This window comes from Nonomuraea sp. NPDC049480, assembly GCF_044465905.1.
Lineage (GTDB): Bacteria > Actinomycetota > Actinomycetes > Streptosporangiales > Streptosporangiaceae > Nonomuraea.
This window is the reverse complement of the sequence record NZ_JBITMD010000002.1, coordinates 265,978-281,892: the sequence shown is the minus strand read 5'-3', so window position 1 is coordinate 281,892 and position 15,915 is coordinate 265,978. Positions and strand designations below refer to the sequence as shown.

Genomic DNA, 15,915 nt, shown 5'->3' with positions numbered 1-15,915 from the left:
AGAGGATTTTTCATGAAGAGTCGCAATGTGGTGGCGTTCACCGCGTTGGTGGCCCTTCTGTCCTCATGCGGCGTCTTCCGGGGGGACGACGAGGGCAGCAAGGCAGGCGCCCAGGCGCCAGGTGTCACCGCGGAGCCCTGTCCCAGCGCGGTCGACCGGAACAAGGGCTGCATCTACCTCGGCACGATCTCCGACCTGACCTCGGGGCCGTTCGCCGCGCTGGCCGTGCCGATCACGGACGCGCAGAAGGCGTTCTGGGCCCGGGTCAACAAGGCGGGCGGCGTCGGCGGCAAGTACGAGGTGGACGTGACCCGCTACGTCCGGGACAACAAGTACAACCCGGAGGTGCACCGGCAGGTCTACAACGAGATCAAGGACCAGGTGCTCGGCCTGGCCCAGACGCTCGGCTCACCCACGACCGCCGCCATCATCGCCGACCTCAAGGCCAACGACATCGTCGCCGCCCCCGCCTCGTGGACCTCTGCCTGGGAGTTCGAGGACGTGATCGTCGAGACCGGGGCCAACTACTGCGTCGAGGCCATGAACTCGGTGGACTACGCGATGGACGCGTACAAGCCGAAGTCGGTCATGGCCGTCCACCTGGCCGGCGACTACGGCGCGGACGCCGCCGCCGGCGCCAAGATCGCCGCCGAGCGCAACGGCCTGGAGTTCACCAGCGTGGAGACCCCGACGGGCGCGAACGAGCAGGGCCGCGCGATCACCGAGATCACCAAGAACAAGCCCGACCTCGTCATCCTCACGACCGGGCCGGCGGACGCCGCCACGATCATCGGCCAGGCCGCCGCGGCCGGCTACAAGGGCCGCTTCATCGGCACCGGCCCCACCTGGAACCCGGCCCTGCTGAAGTCCCCGGCCGCCCCCGCCCTCAAGGCGTTGTACGAGCAGTCGGCCCCCGGCAAGCCGTGGGGCGCCGACACCCCCGGCCACCAGGCCATCCGGGAGGCGTTCCCGAACGTGTCGGCCAACGACGGGTACACGTCGGGGTGGGCGTGGGCGTATCCGCTGAAGGCGGCCCTGGACAAGATGGTCGCCAGCGGGGACGTGAGCAGGAAGGGCCTGCTGGCGGCGGTGAAGACCCTGAAGACGGTCGACTACGAGGGCATGCTGCCACCAGAGGCCGGCAACTTCGCCGACGACGCCAACGCGGCGACCTTCCGCCAAACCTTGATCAACAAGGTGGACGACAAGGCCCCGACCGGTGTCTCGATCGTCAAGGACTTCTTCACGGGGCCGACGGCGCAGTCGTACACCTTCGACGGTCCTTGCTTCGCCAAGCTGTGAACCGGCCGCCCGGAGTCAACGGCAAGGTCCTCCGCAAGGGGCGCTACGTGCCGTGGGCTCCGGGCGGCAGGCGGCGACACCGTCCATGGCGCGCACGGTGCCGGCCCTACGCGCGATCTCCGCAGATGCCGCTTTCGCGCCATCCTGGATACCGATGATCGGCGGAGAACAACGACGTGATCGGTGGAGGCGGGAAGGCGGCGCCCCGGTGCAGGTAGGAGTCGACGAAGCGTTGCGCCGCCGAGAGCGCCCGTGCCAGCTCCTCCGGGGCGAGGGTCCCCTCCAGCAGGGCCTGGCCGGCCTCGTCGAGGTCCAGGGCCCGGTAGGTGGGGCCCATGCCCTCGACCACGAAGTCCAGACAGCGGTCATGCACGGTGAACAGGGGTGATCCGTCGTCGTGGCTCGAGCGCTCGACGGACACCACGTCCACATACCACTCGTCACGCCAGCCGAACGGTTCGTAGACCAGTTGCAGGTCCTCTTCGACGAGCCAGAAGTAGCGGCGCGGCCCCTGATGCCGCCAGTACACCTGGTCCGAGTAGAGCACCGTGCCGCACAGCCGGGCCGGCACCGGGCGATGCTCATGGATCCGCATGCGCACCAAGGCCGGCTCCGGCTTCGGGGCGGATGCCCGGATGTTCGTCACTCCGCTGGGATCGGCCGTCTGCTCCATCAGGGTGATTCTTCCAGCGTCGTGCCAGGGACAGTAGATGGTGTTCGCCGGTCTACTGGTCGCCGTCCGGGTCGACATCCGAATCCTGGGCGCCGCCGTCTCCTCCGGCTTCAGGCTCGGTCTCGGGACCGGCGTCGGTGTTTCGGGGCTGTGGGCGGCAGCCGTCGCCGCAACCCCCGAACCGTGCCGAGTCGATCGGCGTGAACGACGACGGCGGCACCTTCCTCAGCGCGCCCACCATCGTGTCCTTCCAGATCGGTCCGGGAAGGGTGGCCCCGGCCACGATCCCGAAGTACCGCCCCCCGATCGTCACCCCGGCCAGCTTGTGCGTCTGTGAGCCGCGCGGATCCCCGATGCTCACCGCCCCCGCCAGATCCGGCGTGAAGCCGGCGAACCAGGCGGTCGCGTAATCGTCGGTGGTGCCGGTCTTGCCGGCCGCGTCGCGCCCGATCCCGCCGACGTCGCGCATCGTGCCCTCGGTGAAGACGCCGGACAGCACGTCGGCCGTCGCGTCCGCCACCGCCGGGTCGAGGGACTGGCGGCATTTCGGCCGGTAACGGGTGGTGTTCCCATCGCGGTCAGTGATCCGGGTGATCGCCATCGGCGCGCAGTACTTCCCGCGCGCCCCGATCGCCGCGTACGCGCCCGCCACCGTCACCGGGTCCATCTCGTTGATCCCGAGCGTGAACGTCTCGTACTCCTGCAGCTTCCGTCCGTCCGAGCGGTGAATGCCCAGCGACTTGGCCGTGGTGACGGTCTCACAGAGTCCGACCCGCTGCCCCAGCTCCATGAAGAACGTGTTCACCGACCCCCACGTGCCGGTCCGCAGCGTCTTCCACCCCGGAGAGCCCTCGTCGTTGGTGACCGTGTGCGTGGGATCGCCGATGTTCTCGCCCTTGCAGTTCTTGAACGCCGCGTAGCCCGGCGCCCGGTAGCCGGCGCCTGCCGTGAGGCCGTCGTCGAGCTTCATGCCCTGCTCCAGTGCGCTGATCAGGGTGAAGGTCTTGAACGTCGAACCGGCCTGGAAGCCGACGCCGCCGCCGTGGGCGGCGTCCGCGACGACGTTGTACGAGATCTCGCCGCGCGCCTTGCGACCCCCGTACGGCTTGCTGGCGGCCATGGCCTTGATCGCGCCGGTGCCCGGCTGGACCAGGGCCTGGGCGGCGACCGGGGCGTCCGAGGCGTGCACGTACTTCCTGATCGCCCGGTCCGCGGCCGCCTGCATGGCCGGGTCGATCGTGGTCCCGATGGTCAGGCCGCCGCGGTTCAACGTCGCCAGGCGGGCCGCGGCGGTCTTGCCGAAGTCGGGATTGCTGAGGATCTCGTGGCGGACGTACAGGCAGAAGTAGGGATATTTGCTGGATTCACAGCCACCGGGGAGCTTCGTGCCCTTGTAGCCGAGCTTGGCGGCCTTGGCCTTCCCCGCCTCCGCAGTGGTGATCTCGCCTAGCTCGGCCATCCGGTTCAACACGACGTTGCGGCGGTTCAGGAGCCGCTCCCGGTGCTTCCTGCCGAGGTTCGGGTCCGTGGCGTTGGGATCCTGCACGGCCCCCGCCAGCGTCGCGGCCTGCGGCAGCGTGAGGTCGGCCGCGCTGACGCCGAAGAAGCGCTTGGCCGCGGCCTCCACCCCGTAGGCGCCGGCGCCGAAGTAGGCGATGTTCAGATATTTCTCGAGAATCTGGCCCTTGGTGTACTTCTTCTCCACCCCCAGGGCGTAGCGCAGCTCGTTCAGCTTGCGCGCGTAGCTGGCCTCCACCGCCGCGTTCCGCTCCTGGTCGGTGCCGGCCGAGTTGAGCAGCACCTGCTTGACGTACTGCTGGGTGATGCTCGATCCGCCCTGGCTCACCTTGCCGGCCTGCAGGTTCGTGGCGAACGCGCGGAGCGTGCCCTCGATGTCGATCGCGCCGTGCTCGTAGAAGCGATAGTCCTCGATCGCGACGATCGCCGTCTTCATGACCTCGGCGATCTGGTCGAAGCCGACGACCTCGCGGTACTCCTCGTAGAACCGCGCGATCTCCTTCCCCCGGGCATCCCGCACGATCGTGACCTCGGCGGGCGGCGGCTCCGCGAGGTCGACCGGCCTGAGATCGACCTCGCGGGTCGCCGCCACGAGCCCGAAGCCCGCGCCCCCGACGGCCGGGACCGTGATCCCGGCCACGAGCACGCCCGCCGCCGTGCCCACGGCGGCGAGTCCTGCGATTTTCGTCCCCCGACGCGACATCAGAGCTTGCCGAGCCCGCGGGCCAAGATCGTGGCGGTCTTCGCGATCGTCTTCTCGTCGGTGGCGAGGCCGGGGGTGCGGTTGGTGTAGATCGCCATGACGATGGGGGCGGCGCCCTTCCCGGGCCAGATGACGGCGATGTCGTTCCCGCCGCCGAATCCCGTGGAGTTGGTGCCGGTCTTGTCGCCGATCGTCCAGGTCTTGGGCACGCCTGCCCGGATGCGGGCGTCACCGGTCTTGGTGGCGATCAGCCAGGCGTTGAACTGTTCCCGGTCCTTGGCGTGCAGGGCGTTCCCGACGCTGAGCAGGCGCAGGTCGCGGGCGATGGCCGCCGGGGTGGTGGTGTCGCGCTTGTCCTTGGGTGTCCAGTCGTTGAGTCCGGGCTCATAGCGGTCCAGGCGGGAGATCGGGTCCTTAAGCGACCGGAAGTACCTGGTCAGACCCGCAGGGCCGCCGGCCTGCTTCAGAATCAGGTTGCCCGCGGTGTTGTCGCTCAGCGTGATGGTCGCCTCGCACAGCTTGGCGACGGTCAGCCCGTCCTTGACGTGCTTCTTGGTCACCGGGGAATGGTCCAGCACCTCGTCCGCCCTCCAGCGGATCACCTTGTCCATCAGGCCGGGCTCGGAGGTGCGGGCCTTGTGCAGCACGGCCGCGCACGCCATGGCCTTGAACGTGGACAGGAAAGGGAAGCGCTCGCCCGCCCGGTACGTCACGGTCTTGCCGGTGGCGGTGTCGACGGCGTACGCGCCGATGCGGCCCTTGAAGGACTTCTCCAGCGCGCGCAGTTCCTTCCTGACACTGAGCCTGACACTGACCGGGGCCTCGCTGGAGACCGCCGGCGCCGCCGCCACGGTCGTGGCCGAGGCCGGTACCGTGCCGAGGGCGCCCACGGACATGAGCGAGATCGCCAAGCCGGCCGCGAGACGCCGGGTGCGGTGGTATCGCATGTCAAAACCTTGCTGTCGGCTGTCAGAGGGCAGGAGCAAAGCAGATGCGATCAGGTGATGTCTAATAGCGATATCGGGAATCGATCGATATAGATCTCCATATGAGCCCTGGTCAGGTGGCCTGGACCTCGGCCGTCATGTCGCCGGCGGCGCGCCGTTCCCGGGAAAGTCCGTAGGCCGAGGCGGTTGGGTAGGGTCGAGGCATGCGACTCCACAAGAGCCGGTTCGTGCCCCTCGCACTTTTCGCCATCAGCGTTTTCGCCGCCGGGTGCGGTGAGGTCAACCAGACCATCGACAAGGCCCAGGCGTGCCTGGAGGCACCGAAGATCGTCACCGAGCTGGGCGCGGAGATCACCAAGCTGACCAACGACCCCCAGGCCATGGACAAGGCCCTGGACAACGCCGCCACCAAGCTCAACGATGTGGCCGACAAGGCCGCCAACACCACGATCAAGCAGGCCTCGGAAGACTTCGCGAAGACCTTGAGCGGCATCACGGTCAACGACGTCAACGACGCCGTCGACGCGGCGCAGAAGGTCACCGCCGAGTCGGCCGCCTACGTGGAGAAGGTGACCAAGGCCTGCACCGGCTGAGTGGCGGATCCCGTCCCCGGCAGAATAGGCAATCCCGCCTTCTCTAGGGGAAATATGGACGAATTACCGTCCTTGTTATGGAACCCGACCCGCGTTTCACCTTGGCCAACGAACGCACATTCCTCACCTGGCTGAGCACGGCGCTGGCGCTCAGCGCGGGTGGGGTGGCCATGGCCGCCGTGCCGTCCGACGTGTTCGTACCGTGGATCCGCACAACACTGGCGGTCTTCCTCGTCTCGCTGTCCGCGCTGGCCGCGGGCATGGCCTACCCGCGCTGGCGCAACATCCAGCGGGCGCTGCGCGACCAGGCGCCGCTGCCGCCGCCCGCGCTCGCGGCCGTCTTCGGCTACGGCGTGGCGGCCGTCGCGGTCATCGCCCTCGTTCTCATCGTCCTCTCACTGTGAGGGGGTGAGGATGGCCCCTGAAGAGGAGGTCTGGGATCGTGGGTTGCAGAGCGAGCGGACGAGGCTGGCCTGGGTGCGTACGGCCGTGGCGCTGTCCACCGGCGGGCTCGGCGCGGCCGGGCTGTCGGTCAGGAGCGGTCTGCCGCTGCCGGCCGTCATGGCCTTCGCGCTCTCCGCGCTCTGCGGCGGCGTGCTGCTCATCAGGACGCGAACCCGATTCCGGCGGGTACAGGCGGCGCTGCACGGCGGCAGGCCCCTGGACGCCGGACTCGACGCGGTCTTCGCCTGGCTGGGCACGCTCAGCGTGGTCGTGGGCGCTCTGACCTTTGTCTTCACCGTTCGGTGAGTCAGCTTGCGAGATTCCGCCAGACGGGCGGAAACTCGGTAACAAGGGGGTGACCTCGGTGGAAGAGGAACGCAGGATCGTGCCTTTCGAGTGCCGCGGCTGCTGGCACGTGTGGGAAGAGGAATACCTGGTCAGGCATGCCGATGATGAGCACGGCAACGCGGGGGAGGTCTGGCTGCGCAACGGGCTGCCCGTGCCGCCGCCCTCGCCGGGCGCCATCTGCCCGCGCTGCGGCTGCCAGGACGCCACCACGTTCCCCGAAGGCTTTCTGTCGCGCCATCCTGAACTGATCCCGCCGGAGAAACCGGCGGCGCCCGATCCGACCCCGCTGCTCAGCCCGGTGCCGCGGCGATTTTACTGACGGCTAACCTGACTGAGGGTGAGCATTCCCTAGCGGAAAGTGTCACAAGAGCGTCTTGCCGGGTCTCGGAGACCGGACGGACACTCGGGTCGAACGGCGATCCTCGGTCGGGGGTGGTCCACGTGCCCGAAGGGTTCGAAACCCGGGTGACATGGCCTTTCGAATGCCTGCGCTGCCTGCACGTGTGGGAGGAGGACTTCGTCGTCCGCACTCTCGGCGACGCGTACGGCAACGAGACGCAGATCTGGCTCAGTCGGGGAGTGGTGGTGCAGCCGCCCTGGTCGGGGGCCTGTTGCCCCGGCTGCGGCGCTTACCACGTGACGTCGTTCCCGTCCGGGTATCTGGCTCGCCATCCCGAGCTCGTGCCCGGGCCGGAACCCGAGCCCGAGCCGTACCTCGCACCGCTGCCGGAGCCGGACAGCGTGCCCGTCGAGCGGACACACCTGCCCGGCCGGCTGCTGGTGGCGATCGGGGTGCCGGTGGCGGTGTTCGTCGCCTACGAGCTGTGGGCGAACCTCACCGCCGCGGCACACCCGCATCACTAGCTGAGGCTGTCCAGCCAGGCCTGGTGCAGGCCGGCGAAGCGGCCCGAGGCGGCGATGAGCTGGTCCGGCGGCCCGTCCTCGACGATCTGGCCGCGCTCCATGACCAGCACACGATCGGCGATCTCCACCGTCGACAGCCGGTGTGCGATGATCAGCGCCGTGCGGTCGGCCAGGATCGTCCGCAGCGCACGCTGCACCAGGCGCTCGCTCGGCACGTCCAGGCTGGAGGTCGCCTCGTCCAGGATCAGCACCGCGGGATCGGCGAGGAACGCCCGCGCGAACGCGACCAGCTGGCGCTGACCGGCGGACATGCGGCCGCCGCGCTTGCCGACCTCGGTGTCGTACCCGTCGGGCAGGCCCGCGACGAACTCGTGCGCGCCGATCGCCTTGGCCGCCTCACGCACCTGCCGGTCGCTCGCGTCGGGCCGGCCGAACCTGATGTTGTCCGCGACCGTGCCGCTGAACAGGAAGTTCTCCTGCGTCACCATGACCACGGCCTGGCGCAGCGTCGGCTCGTCCAGCGTGCGCAGGTCCACGCCGTCGAGCAGGACGCGGCCGTCGGTGGGGTCGTAGAAGCGGGAGATCAGCTTGGCCAGCGTCGTCTTGCCCGCGCCCGTCGCCCCGACCAGCGCCACGCTCTGCCCGGCCGGGATCGTCACGTCGAGCCCCGGCAGGATCGGCATCTCCTCGACGTAGGCGAACCTGACGTTCTCGAAGCGCACCTTGCCGCGCGCCCGGCCCCGCGGCAGCGGCTGCGGCGTGCGCGGCTCCGGGACCGACGGCTCCTCCTCCAGCACGCCGGACAGCTTCTCCAGGCCCGCGCTCGCCGACTGCAGCGTGTTGTAGAACTGGCTGACCTCCTGCATCGGCTCGTAGAACTGGCGCAGGTACAGCAGGAACGCGGCCAGCACGCCGACCTTGACCTCGCCCTGCAGCGCCAGCCAGCCGCCGTAGAGCAGCACCCCGCCGACCGTCAGGTTGCCGATCAGCTTGATGCCGGTCATGAACGTCGCGCCGAGCCGCATGCCGCCCGCGTTCGCGCCCCGGTAGTCGTCGTTGAGCTGCTTGAAGATCTCCTGGTTGCGCGGCTCCCTGCGGAAGGCCTGCACCGCGCGGATGCCGGTCATCGACTCCACGAAGTGCACGATCATCAGGGCCACCGACTCGCGCGTACGCCGGTAGACGAGCGTCGACTGCCGCCGGAACCATCGGGTGAACAGCAGCAGCAGCGGCAGCGGAATCAGCGCCATCAGGCCCAGGTGCACGTCCAGCACCAGCAGCAGCACAGCCGTGCCCACCATGGTCAGCACGGCCCTGACCAGCGCGTCGAACCCCGACTGCAGCAGCTCGGCGATGGACTCGATGTCCGAGGTCAGCCGCGAGATGACACGGCCGGAGGTGTACTGCTCGTGGAAGCTCAGCGACAGCCGCTGGAAGTGATCGAACACCCTCCTGCGCAGCTCCAGCAGCACGCTCTGGCCGATCTTCCCGGACAGCCGCAGGAACGCCTGCCTGGTCAGCGCCTGCGTGGCGGCCGCGGCCAGGATCACCCCGACCACGGTCACCAGGATCACCGGCCCCTCGCCGCGGGTGAGCGGCGGGATGCCCTCGTCGATGCCGACGGAGACCAGGAAGGGGATGGACAGCCCGGCCGCCTGCGACACCACGATGATCGTCACCAGCAGCGCGATCGGCTTGCGGTACGGCTTGAGCAGGGCGCCGAGCAGCCGCCGGGAGCGCTCCCGCAGCAGGACGGAGACCTTCTCCGGCAGCTCGTCCTGATCCTCCGAGGCGACGCCGCGCCAGGACCTCACGGTGGTGGTCATCGCAGCGCTCCTTCCGAGGCGTCGTCGAAGTCGGCGTCCTGGGCCAGCAGCTCCCGGTATTCGGGCACCTCGGCCAGCAGCTCGTGGTGCTGCCCGACGTGCGTGATCGTGCCGTCGCGCAGCAGCGCCACCTTGTCGGCCAGCAGCACGGTGGAGGCGCGGTGGGCGACCACGATGCCGGTGGCGTCGCGCAGCACGTGCCGCAGCGCCTCCTCCACCAGCGCCTCGGTCTCCACGTCGAGCGCGGACAGGGTGTCGTCGAGCACGAGGATCCGCGGTTTGCTGAGCACGGCCCTGGCCAGGGCCAGGCGCTGGCGCTGGCCGCCGGACAGGGACAGGCCCTGCTCGCCGATGCGGGTGTCGAGGCCCCACGGCAGGTCGTACACGAACATGGCCTGCGCCGTCTGGATGGCGTCGGCCAGCTCCTCCTCGCCGGCGTCGCGCCGGCCCAGGGTGAGGTTCTCGCGCACGCTCATCGAGAACAGCGTCGGCTCCTCGAACGCCGTGGCCACCACCGACCGCAGCGTCGTCAGCTTCAGTTCGCGCACGTCGTGCCCGTCGATCGTGACGCGGCCCTCGGTGGGGTCGAGCAGCCGGGGCACCAGCGCGGTCAGCGTGGTCTTGCCGGCGCCGGTCGCGCCGACGACGGCCACCGTCTCGCCGGGGCGCACGTCCAGCCAGACGTCGCGCAGCACAGGCCGGTCGGCGCCGGGGAAGCGGAACCCGACGCCCTCGAAGCGCAGGTAGCCGCGCGGCCGCTCGATCGTGCCGGTCCCGCCCTCGATGGACGGCGCCGTGTCCATGACCTCCATGACGCGGTCGGCGGAGGTCATGGCCTCCTGGCCCATGGCCAGGATGTAGCCGAGGCTCGCGATCGGCCACACGAGCTGCAGCATCAGCGTGGTGAACGCGACCAGCGCGCCCAGCGTCAGCCCGCCGGAGCCGACGGCCAGCGCGCCGAGCAGCAGCACCAGGGCCAGCGTGACGTTGGGGATGACTTCGAGGAAGGAGAAGAACTTCGCCGACAGGCGCGCCTTGTCCATCGACGTGCCGAACACCTTCAGCGCGCCGTCGTCGTAGCGGTCGTAGACGTGGTGCCGGCGGCCGAACGCCTTGATCGTCCGGATGCCGATCGCGGACTCCTCGACGAGCGTGGCGAGGTCGCCCTGCTCGTCCTGCACCCGGCGGGAGATCTTGATGTAGCGCTTCTCGAACCGCATCGACAACCACACGATCGGCACGGCCGAGGCCAGCACCAGCAGCCCGAGCGGCCAGTACATGTTCAGCAGCAGCACGGTCACGATGATCAGCTGCAGGATGTTCATGACCAGGAACAGCATGCCGAAGCCGAGGAAGCGCCTGATCGTGGACAGGTCCGTCGTGGCCCGTGATAACAGCTGGCCCGACTGCCACTCGCCGTGGAAGCTCATGGGCAGGCGCTGCAGGTGCTCGTACAGGTCGTCGCGGATGGCGGTCTCCAGGCCGAGCACCGGCTTGACCTGGGCCCACCGCCTGAGCCAGGTCAGCAGGGCCTCGACCACGCCGACGCCGATCGCCAGGAGCCCGAGGGGGAGGAGCGCGCCGGAGTCCCCGTGATGCACGGGGCCGTCGATGACTTCCTTGCTGATGAGGGGGAGGGCCAGGCCGGCGGGGATGCCGGCGAGCGCGGTCAGCCAGATGAAGACCAATCTGGCGACGTACGGGCGGAGGTAGGACTTCATCCGCCACAAGGAGTTGGAGGACAGCAGGGGACGGCGAGATTTGTTCGTATCGGGAGGCATCTCCTCTAGGCTAATACGCTAGATCAACCCATTTTCTGTGGCGCGAGGGTGCGTTTCCCGTATGTGACGTGGGGAAACGTGAAGAATCATGCACTTCCGGTGGATCTTTACCTTCGTCGGGCTGTGTGCGGGAATGTTCATCCTGGCGCGTCGGCACGGGTCTAGAATGCGGGACTGATGATCGACAAAACCGACATGTCGCACCTGCGGCGCTGCGTCGAGCTCGCCACGCGGGCGCTGGAGGCGGGCGACGAGCCGTTCGGCTCCATGCTCGTCTCCGGCGACGGCGCCGTTCTCGGCGAGGACCACAACCACGTGGCCTCCGGCGACCGCACCCGGCATCCGGAGTTCGCGCTGGCCCGCTGGTCGGCGGAGCACCTGACGCCCGAGGAGCGGGCCGCCGCCACCGTCTACACCTCCGGCGAGCACTGCCCGATGTGCGCGGCCGCCCATGCCTGGGTGGGATTGGGGCGGATCGTGTACGTCGCCTCGTCGGCGCAGCTCGCCTCCTGGCTGTCCGAGCTGGGCGTGCCCCCGCCGCCCGTGCGCACGCTGCCGATCAACGACGTCGCGCCCGGGGTGGCGGTGGAGGGCCCGGTGCCGGAGCTGGCCGACCAGGTCCGCGAGCTGCACCGCCGCTTCCACAGCTGACGACACGCTGTTTCGGGGCCGTCCCTAGGGACGCCTCCGCAACAGGGCGACCACTTCGCCGAGAAGCCGCTCATCGACGCCGGGGCGGTCCGCGACGTTCCCGAGGACACGTTCCAAACGGTGAACGGCGGACCACGGCCCGGCGGCCATCAGGAAGCGCAGCACGTCATTTGCGGGCAACTCGTGGCAGTCCAGCTCCAGTTGCCTCAGCAGCCGGTCGAAGTACCTCACGTTGGGAGCGTTGCCCAGGGCCCGTTCGTAGGCCTCCGACGTCGGCGTGGGGTCGAGCATCACCGCCAGCAGGTCGGCGACCGGGGACTCGGGATACGCGTCGAGCGTGTCGTCGATGTTCACCGCGTAGGGCACCAGATCGAGGAGGAGATGCCCGAGCGACGTGTCGTCGCGAAAGGCGATCTCTCGCATCCACCGGGACAGCGAACCGTCGCCCTCGGCCGCCATCGCGTACGGATATGCCGCCGCGGGACTGCCTGGCCAGGTGAAGAAGGCGAGGTCGCTCAGTCTGAAGACGTCGCCATGGTCGAGCTCGACCACCATCATCCTGGTCCCGTCCTGAGGGAAGTGACGGACCCGGAGGGTTCTCGTCAGCGCGCTCCACTCGGCCCTGCTGAGCTGGGAATGCCACAGGCGGGAGATGCGCCGCCACAGCTCGTTCGCCTGCTCCGGCTGGTCGATGGCGAACAGCTCGGTGCCCCGAATCGGCTGGTGGTCCGAGAGGACCGCGAGGAGGAGCAGGTTGGCGCTGTAGGCGGCGCACCGGGCCGTGATCTCCATGGCCGCCGGCTGGTAGGCGTCGTAGACCGACCCCGGCCTGGGCATGAGGGACGTCGAGAACAGCTCGCACAGGTGACGCCTCAGCAAGACGCGCCGCTCCGCCGGAACGGCCTTCATGATGCCGAAATCCAGGAATTTCACGATGGGGCTGCGGCCGGGCAGGGCCGCGAAGGAGAGCAGGGCGTGGAGGAACGCCTCGTCGGGTTTCGTGGGGCGGTTGCGTGAGGCGGCGAAGGCCAATTCCTCCGCCATGTCGGCGAGTTCGCGGACGACCAGGCGGGCGACCAGGTATTCGCCGAACGTGGCGTGCAGGTACTCGTACGCCTTGAGCCGCTCCTCCCGCAGCGCTTTGGTCGTGTGCACGAAGAAGAAGCCGCCGATCACGAGCTCGGCGCGCGTCAGAACGCGTCGGAGGCCGTGCTGCTGGGATGTCCTGTCGGGCTGGGGGAGCAGTGCCCGCAGATCGACGTCCAGGTCATGCTCCCTGACCCATTGGAGGCCCCGGTTGAACATGGCGAACGCCGTGATCGAGAGCCGCAGCAGCTCGTCTTCCACCGCCCGTGACAGCTCGGTGTCCGAGAGGTCCTCAGCGGTCTTGAGCACCTCGCGGGTGGCGAAGCCGTGCAGCAGCCGCTCGTACAGCTCCGCTTCGTGCAACTGCTCGCGCACGCTCGCCAGCGCGTTGGCGTCCGTGTCGTACAACGCCAGCATGAGCAGGAGCAGCGGTTGCCCTGCGAGATCCGGTACGGCCAGGAGATGCTCGACGAGCAGCGGCTGAAGGCCGTGTTGCAGGAAATATCCGTGGTTGTGGTGATTCCAGATGGCGGTCCACTGGCGTACCTGGTCCTCGTCGAACGGCTCGAGGCGCAGCACGATCGACTCGTCGGGAATCCGCCCCCGGTCCGCCACCGCCGTGCGCGACGTGACGATGACGGCGAGCGCCCGGCCCCGCTCGGCCTGCCGGCGCTGGAAGCGGGCGACCCGTTCGAGGTAGTCGGTCTGGTTCACCCCGGTCGCCTGGAGCAGCTCGTCGAAGCCGTCGAGCATGACGACCGGGAGCGCCCCCTGCGCGGCGTGGACCAGCTCCGGCCAGGACATCGCCTCGTCCAGGGCGTCCTTGATGCCGTGCTCGATCTGCCCCAGCACGTCGGCGTCCGCGGGGACGCCGCGCAGCTCCACCCTCAGAGGAAGGAACTGGCCGGCCGGGAGGCGGGCGGCGAGCACGCGGGTGAGCACCGACTTGCCGGCGCCCGGGTGGCCCAGCACCACGAGTGGCGCGTCCGTGGCTTGGGGCAAGGTGAGGTGGCCGGACAGGAAAGCCGCCAGGTCGTCGCGGCGGGCGAGCTCCGCCCACGACTCCTCCGAGATCACCGTGCGGCCGTGCTCCGGCGGGAACAGGCGGAAACCCGGATCGATGTAACCCTGGTCCAGCAGGGGGATCGTCAGCCCCGACGGCTTGTCGGCCGAGGCGGTGATCGGGCGGCTGAGCGCGGCCCGGTTCGCCTGGATCAGCGCACTCAGGCGGTCGGACGGTCCGCGGGCGGAGACTATTCCGGACAGCTGCTCCTGAAGCCCCGTCAGGCTCCGCGCGAGACCCCTGACCTCCGCCCGGGTCGCCTGGTGGTCCACGACATTGGACCAGCACGCGACCTCCGGGAAGTCGGCCATGAGCCGGAGGAACAGCTCCTGGTAGCGGCGCACGGCCCGCTCCGGTAAGTCGCGGAACAGCGCGTCCCGCTCGGTCTCGTTCATCCTGTCCCAGCACGCCAGCCCGGAGAGGTGAGAAATCAGCGGCTCGGCGAACGCCACGTAGCGGCGCCTCACGGCATGGATCACGTGCTCATGCGGGCGCTGTGGCGCCGGCATGGGCAGATCCACGCCGATCAGATTGCCGAGGTAGTCGGCGTCGACCCCGGTCAGCCGTTCCTGGTCCTCACGGGTCAGCTCCGGCAGCACCTCCGCCTCGCCGAGCACCTCGAGGAACGCGCTGACCACGATGACCGCATGCGCCGCCGCCAGCCGCTGCGTCCTGTCGTACCGGCTCAGGCCCTTGACCTGATCACGCAGCCGGCGGATCAGCCCGTCCCCCAGCCGCACCGCCTCGGCGCGGGCGTCGAACAGGTCGATGCCGCCCAGCCCGAACAGCGCCATGGACGACGCCTTGTCCAGGACGTCGGTGAGCGCGCTCCCGCCGCCGAGCAGGGACACGGCATCGCGATAGCTGAGTAGTGGCCGCACGGAAAGCAAGTCTGCCCAAACCGGGCGCCGTCGCGCTCGGGAACTAGCCGGACGAGCCCGTGGCGATCGTGTCGGCCACCTCGGCGTGCCGCTCGGCTTCCTCCTGCGCGAAGCGCTCCGCGTCGAGCCGGTCGGCGATGTCCTCGTCCTGCTTCATGAGCGCCTCCAAGGACTGGCCCGCCATCTCCAGCACGCCCATATCCGCGTACGCCTGCTGCAGCCGCGGGCTCCACAGCCCGATGTCCTTGACGCACGGCACGATCCTGCTGAACAGCAGGGACCGGAACAGCCGCAGGTACTCCGACTTGTCCGTGGCCTCCATGGCCTCCTCGACCTCGGGCTTCGACAGGCCCAGGTTCTCCCAGGTCTCCCGGCCGCGCAGCCGGTCGCGCATCAGGTAGCAGCCCTCGATGACGAAGTCCTCGCGCTCGCGCAGCTCCGACTCCGACAGGTCGCGGTAGTAGTCGCGCAGCGCCATCCGGCCGAAGGCGACGTGCCGGGCCTCGTCCTGCATCACGTACGCGAGGATCTGTTTGGGCAGCGGCTTGGTCGTGATGTCGCGCATGACCCCGAACGCCGCCAGCGCCAGCCCCTCGATGAGGACCTGCATGCCGAGGTACGGCATGTCCCAGCGCGAGTCCGTCAGCGTGCTGTCCAGCAGCGCCTTGAGATGCTCGTTGATCGGGTACGCCAGGCCCACCTTCTCCTGCAGGAACCGGGCGTACGTCTCGGCGTGGCGGGCCTCGTCCATCGTCTGCGTGGCGGCGTAGAACTTCGAGTCCAGGTCGGGGACCGACTCCACGATTTTGGCCGAGCAGATCATCGCACCCTGCTCACCGTGCAGGAACTGGGAGAACTGCCAGGCCGCGCTGTGCAGCCGCACGTCCTGGCGGGTCTTCTCGCTCATCCGCTCCCACAGCGGGGTGCCGTAGATGGCGATCGTCTGGTCGGGGACTCCGAGCACGTTGTACGGATCGACTTCAAGATCCCAGTCGATGCGCTTGGTGGAGTCCCACTGTTTGTCCTTGCCCTTCTGGTAGAGGGCCAGCATGCGATCTCTGCCGTCGTCGTACTCCCAGGTGAACCGGCTGGCGCCGGCTGTTTCGACGTCCCAGGTGGAGAGGCCGGCGGGGATGGTGTAGAGCTCGTGGGTCGACATCGGACCTCCGCGGGGGTTACGTACACCGTACGTCCACCTGTTGAGATTTGCACGTACGGTGTACGTCGGTCAATAG

Annotated in this window: 14 protein-coding genes; 7 read left to right on the top strand and 7 right to left on the bottom strand. The window is 69.0% G+C overall.

The features are described 5' to 3' along the window. The first annotated feature begins 12 nt into the window (after nucleotides 1-12). Nucleotides 13-1,302, top strand: a complete 1,290-nt coding sequence (locus ACIBX3_RS06695; RefSeq protein WP_397113876.1) for an ABC transporter substrate-binding protein — start codon at nucleotides 13-15, stop codon at nucleotides 1,300-1,302. A 106-nt stretch (nucleotides 1,303-1,408) separates the two neighbouring features. Here ACIBX3_RS06695 and ACIBX3_RS06690 read toward each other — a convergent pair whose 3' ends face one another. Genes ACIBX3_RS06690 through bla form a run of 3 tightly spaced genes read right to left on the bottom strand, consistent with a single transcriptional unit; the run spans nucleotide 1,409 to nucleotide 5,143 of the window. Continuing rightward, entirely contained in the window at nucleotides 1,409-1,975 is a 567-nt protein-coding gene (locus ACIBX3_RS06690; RefSeq protein WP_397113874.1) for a hypothetical protein, read from the bottom strand. 52 nt (nucleotides 1,976-2,027) lie between these two features. Further along, nucleotides 2,028-4,157: a transglycosylase domain-containing protein gene (locus ACIBX3_RS06685; protein ID WP_397113872.1), complete on the bottom strand. Its 2,130-nt coding sequence runs from the start codon at nucleotides 4,155-4,157 to the stop codon at nucleotides 2,028-2,030. A 38-nt stretch (nucleotides 4,158-4,195) separates the two neighbouring features. Further along, entirely contained in the window at nucleotides 4,196-5,143 is a 948-nt protein-coding gene (gene bla / locus ACIBX3_RS06680; RefSeq protein WP_397113870.1) for a class A beta-lactamase, read from the bottom strand. Between the two features lie 203 nt (nucleotides 5,144-5,346). Here bla and ACIBX3_RS06675 point away from each other — a divergent pair, with 203 nt between their 5' ends. The 5 genes from ACIBX3_RS06675 (at nucleotide 5,347) to ACIBX3_RS06655 (ending at nucleotide 7,392) form a co-directional block, all read left to right on the top strand. Continuing rightward, nucleotides 5,347-5,736: a hypothetical protein gene (locus ACIBX3_RS06675; RefSeq protein ID WP_397113868.1), complete on the top strand. Its 390-nt coding sequence runs from the start codon at nucleotides 5,347-5,349 to the stop codon at nucleotides 5,734-5,736. A 77-nt stretch (nucleotides 5,737-5,813) separates the two neighbouring features. Beyond that, nucleotides 5,814-6,140, top strand: a complete 327-nt coding sequence (locus ACIBX3_RS06670; protein WP_397113866.1) for a YidH family protein — start codon at nucleotides 5,814-5,816, stop codon at nucleotides 6,138-6,140. A 10-nt stretch (nucleotides 6,141-6,150) separates the two neighbouring features. Next, complete coding sequence (locus tag ACIBX3_RS06665; protein ID WP_397113864.1) at nucleotides 6,151-6,486, top strand: DUF202 domain-containing protein; 336 nt, start codon at nucleotides 6,151-6,153, stop codon at nucleotides 6,484-6,486. Nucleotides 6,487-6,544: 58 nt separating this feature from the next. Beyond that, nucleotides 6,545-6,847 carry a hypothetical protein gene (locus tag ACIBX3_RS06660; RefSeq protein WP_397113862.1) on the top strand — a complete coding sequence of 101 codons (303 nt, stop codon included), beginning with the start codon at nucleotides 6,545-6,547 and terminating at the stop codon, nucleotides 6,845-6,847. A gap of 122 nt (nucleotides 6,848-6,969) precedes the next feature. Further along, nucleotides 6,970-7,392 carry a hypothetical protein gene (locus ACIBX3_RS06655; RefSeq protein ID WP_397113860.1) on the top strand — a complete coding sequence of 141 codons (423 nt, stop codon included), beginning with the start codon at nucleotides 6,970-6,972 and terminating at the stop codon, nucleotides 7,390-7,392. Here ACIBX3_RS06655 and ACIBX3_RS06650 read toward each other — a convergent pair. Together ACIBX3_RS06650 and ACIBX3_RS06645 are read right to left on the bottom strand one after the other, a co-directional pair. Then, nucleotides 7,389-9,218 (bottom strand): ABC transporter ATP-binding protein, encoded by a 1,830-nt coding sequence (locus tag ACIBX3_RS06650; RefSeq protein WP_397113858.1) that lies wholly within the window; start codon nucleotides 9,216-9,218, stop codon nucleotides 7,389-7,391. The two genes, ACIBX3_RS06655 and ACIBX3_RS06650, sit on opposite strands and share 4 nt — an antisense overlap. Further along, nucleotides 9,215-10,999, bottom strand: coding sequence for an ABC transporter ATP-binding protein (locus ACIBX3_RS06645; protein WP_397113855.1), 1,785 nt, complete (start codon nucleotides 10,997-10,999; stop codon nucleotides 9,215-9,217). The genes ACIBX3_RS06650 and ACIBX3_RS06645 overlap by 4 nt, the downstream gene beginning before the upstream one ends. 177 nt (nucleotides 11,000-11,176) lie before the next feature. Here ACIBX3_RS06645 and ACIBX3_RS06640 point away from each other — a divergent pair, with 177 nt between their 5' ends. Further along, complete coding sequence (locus tag ACIBX3_RS06640; RefSeq protein ID WP_397113853.1) at nucleotides 11,177-11,650, top strand: nucleoside deaminase; 474 nt, start codon at nucleotides 11,177-11,179, stop codon at nucleotides 11,648-11,650. 24 nt (nucleotides 11,651-11,674) lie between these two features. Here the strand turns inward: ACIBX3_RS06640 and ACIBX3_RS06635 are convergent, their stop codons facing one another. Both ACIBX3_RS06635 and ACIBX3_RS06630 read right to left on the bottom strand, forming a co-directional pair. Continuing rightward, nucleotides 11,675-14,680, bottom strand: coding sequence for an NACHT domain-containing protein (locus ACIBX3_RS06635; RefSeq protein ID WP_397113851.1), 3,006 nt, complete (start codon nucleotides 14,678-14,680; stop codon nucleotides 11,675-11,677). 43 nt (nucleotides 14,681-14,723) lie between these two features. After that, entirely contained in the window at nucleotides 14,724-15,839 is a 1,116-nt protein-coding gene (locus ACIBX3_RS06630) for a ferritin-like domain-containing protein (protein ID WP_397113850.1), read from the bottom strand. Between the last annotated feature and the right edge of the window lie 76 nt (nucleotides 15,840-15,915).

What these genes read in the sequence shown, in the direction of transcription:
- ACIBX3_RS06695 (WP_397113876.1), top strand. Translation starts at nt 13, where the DNA reads ATGAAGAGTCGCAATGTGGTGGCGTTCACCGCGTTGGTGGCCCTTCTG.
- ACIBX3_RS06690 (WP_397113874.1), bottom strand. Translation starts at nt 1,975, where the DNA reads ATGGAGCAGACGGCCGATCCCAGCGGAGTGACGAACATCCGGGCATCC.
- bla (WP_397113870.1), bottom strand. Translation starts at nt 5,143, where the DNA reads ATGCGATACCACCGCACCCGGCGTCTCGCGGCCGGCTTGGCGATCTCG.
- ACIBX3_RS06675 (WP_397113868.1), top strand. Translation starts at nt 5,347, where the DNA reads ATGCGACTCCACAAGAGCCGGTTCGTGCCCCTCGCACTTTTCGCCATC.
- ACIBX3_RS06670 (WP_397113866.1), top strand. Translation starts at nt 5,814, where the DNA reads ATGGAACCCGACCCGCGTTTCACCTTGGCCAACGAACGCACATTCCTC.
- ACIBX3_RS06665 (WP_397113864.1), top strand. Translation starts at nt 6,151, where the DNA reads ATGGCCCCTGAAGAGGAGGTCTGGGATCGTGGGTTGCAGAGCGAGCGG.
- ACIBX3_RS06650 (WP_397113858.1), bottom strand. Translation starts at nt 9,218, where the DNA reads ATGACCACCACCGTGAGGTCCTGGCGCGGCGTCGCCTCGGAGGATCAG.
- ACIBX3_RS06645 (WP_397113855.1), bottom strand. Translation starts at nt 10,999, where the DNA reads ATGCCTCCCGATACGAACAAATCTCGCCGTCCCCTGCTGTCCTCCAAC.
- ACIBX3_RS06640 (WP_397113853.1), top strand. Translation starts at nt 11,177, where the DNA reads ATGATCGACAAAACCGACATGTCGCACCTGCGGCGCTGCGTCGAGCTC.
- ACIBX3_RS06630 (WP_397113850.1), bottom strand. Translation starts at nt 15,839, where the DNA reads ATGTCGACCCACGAGCTCTACACCATCCCCGCCGGCCTCTCCACCTGG.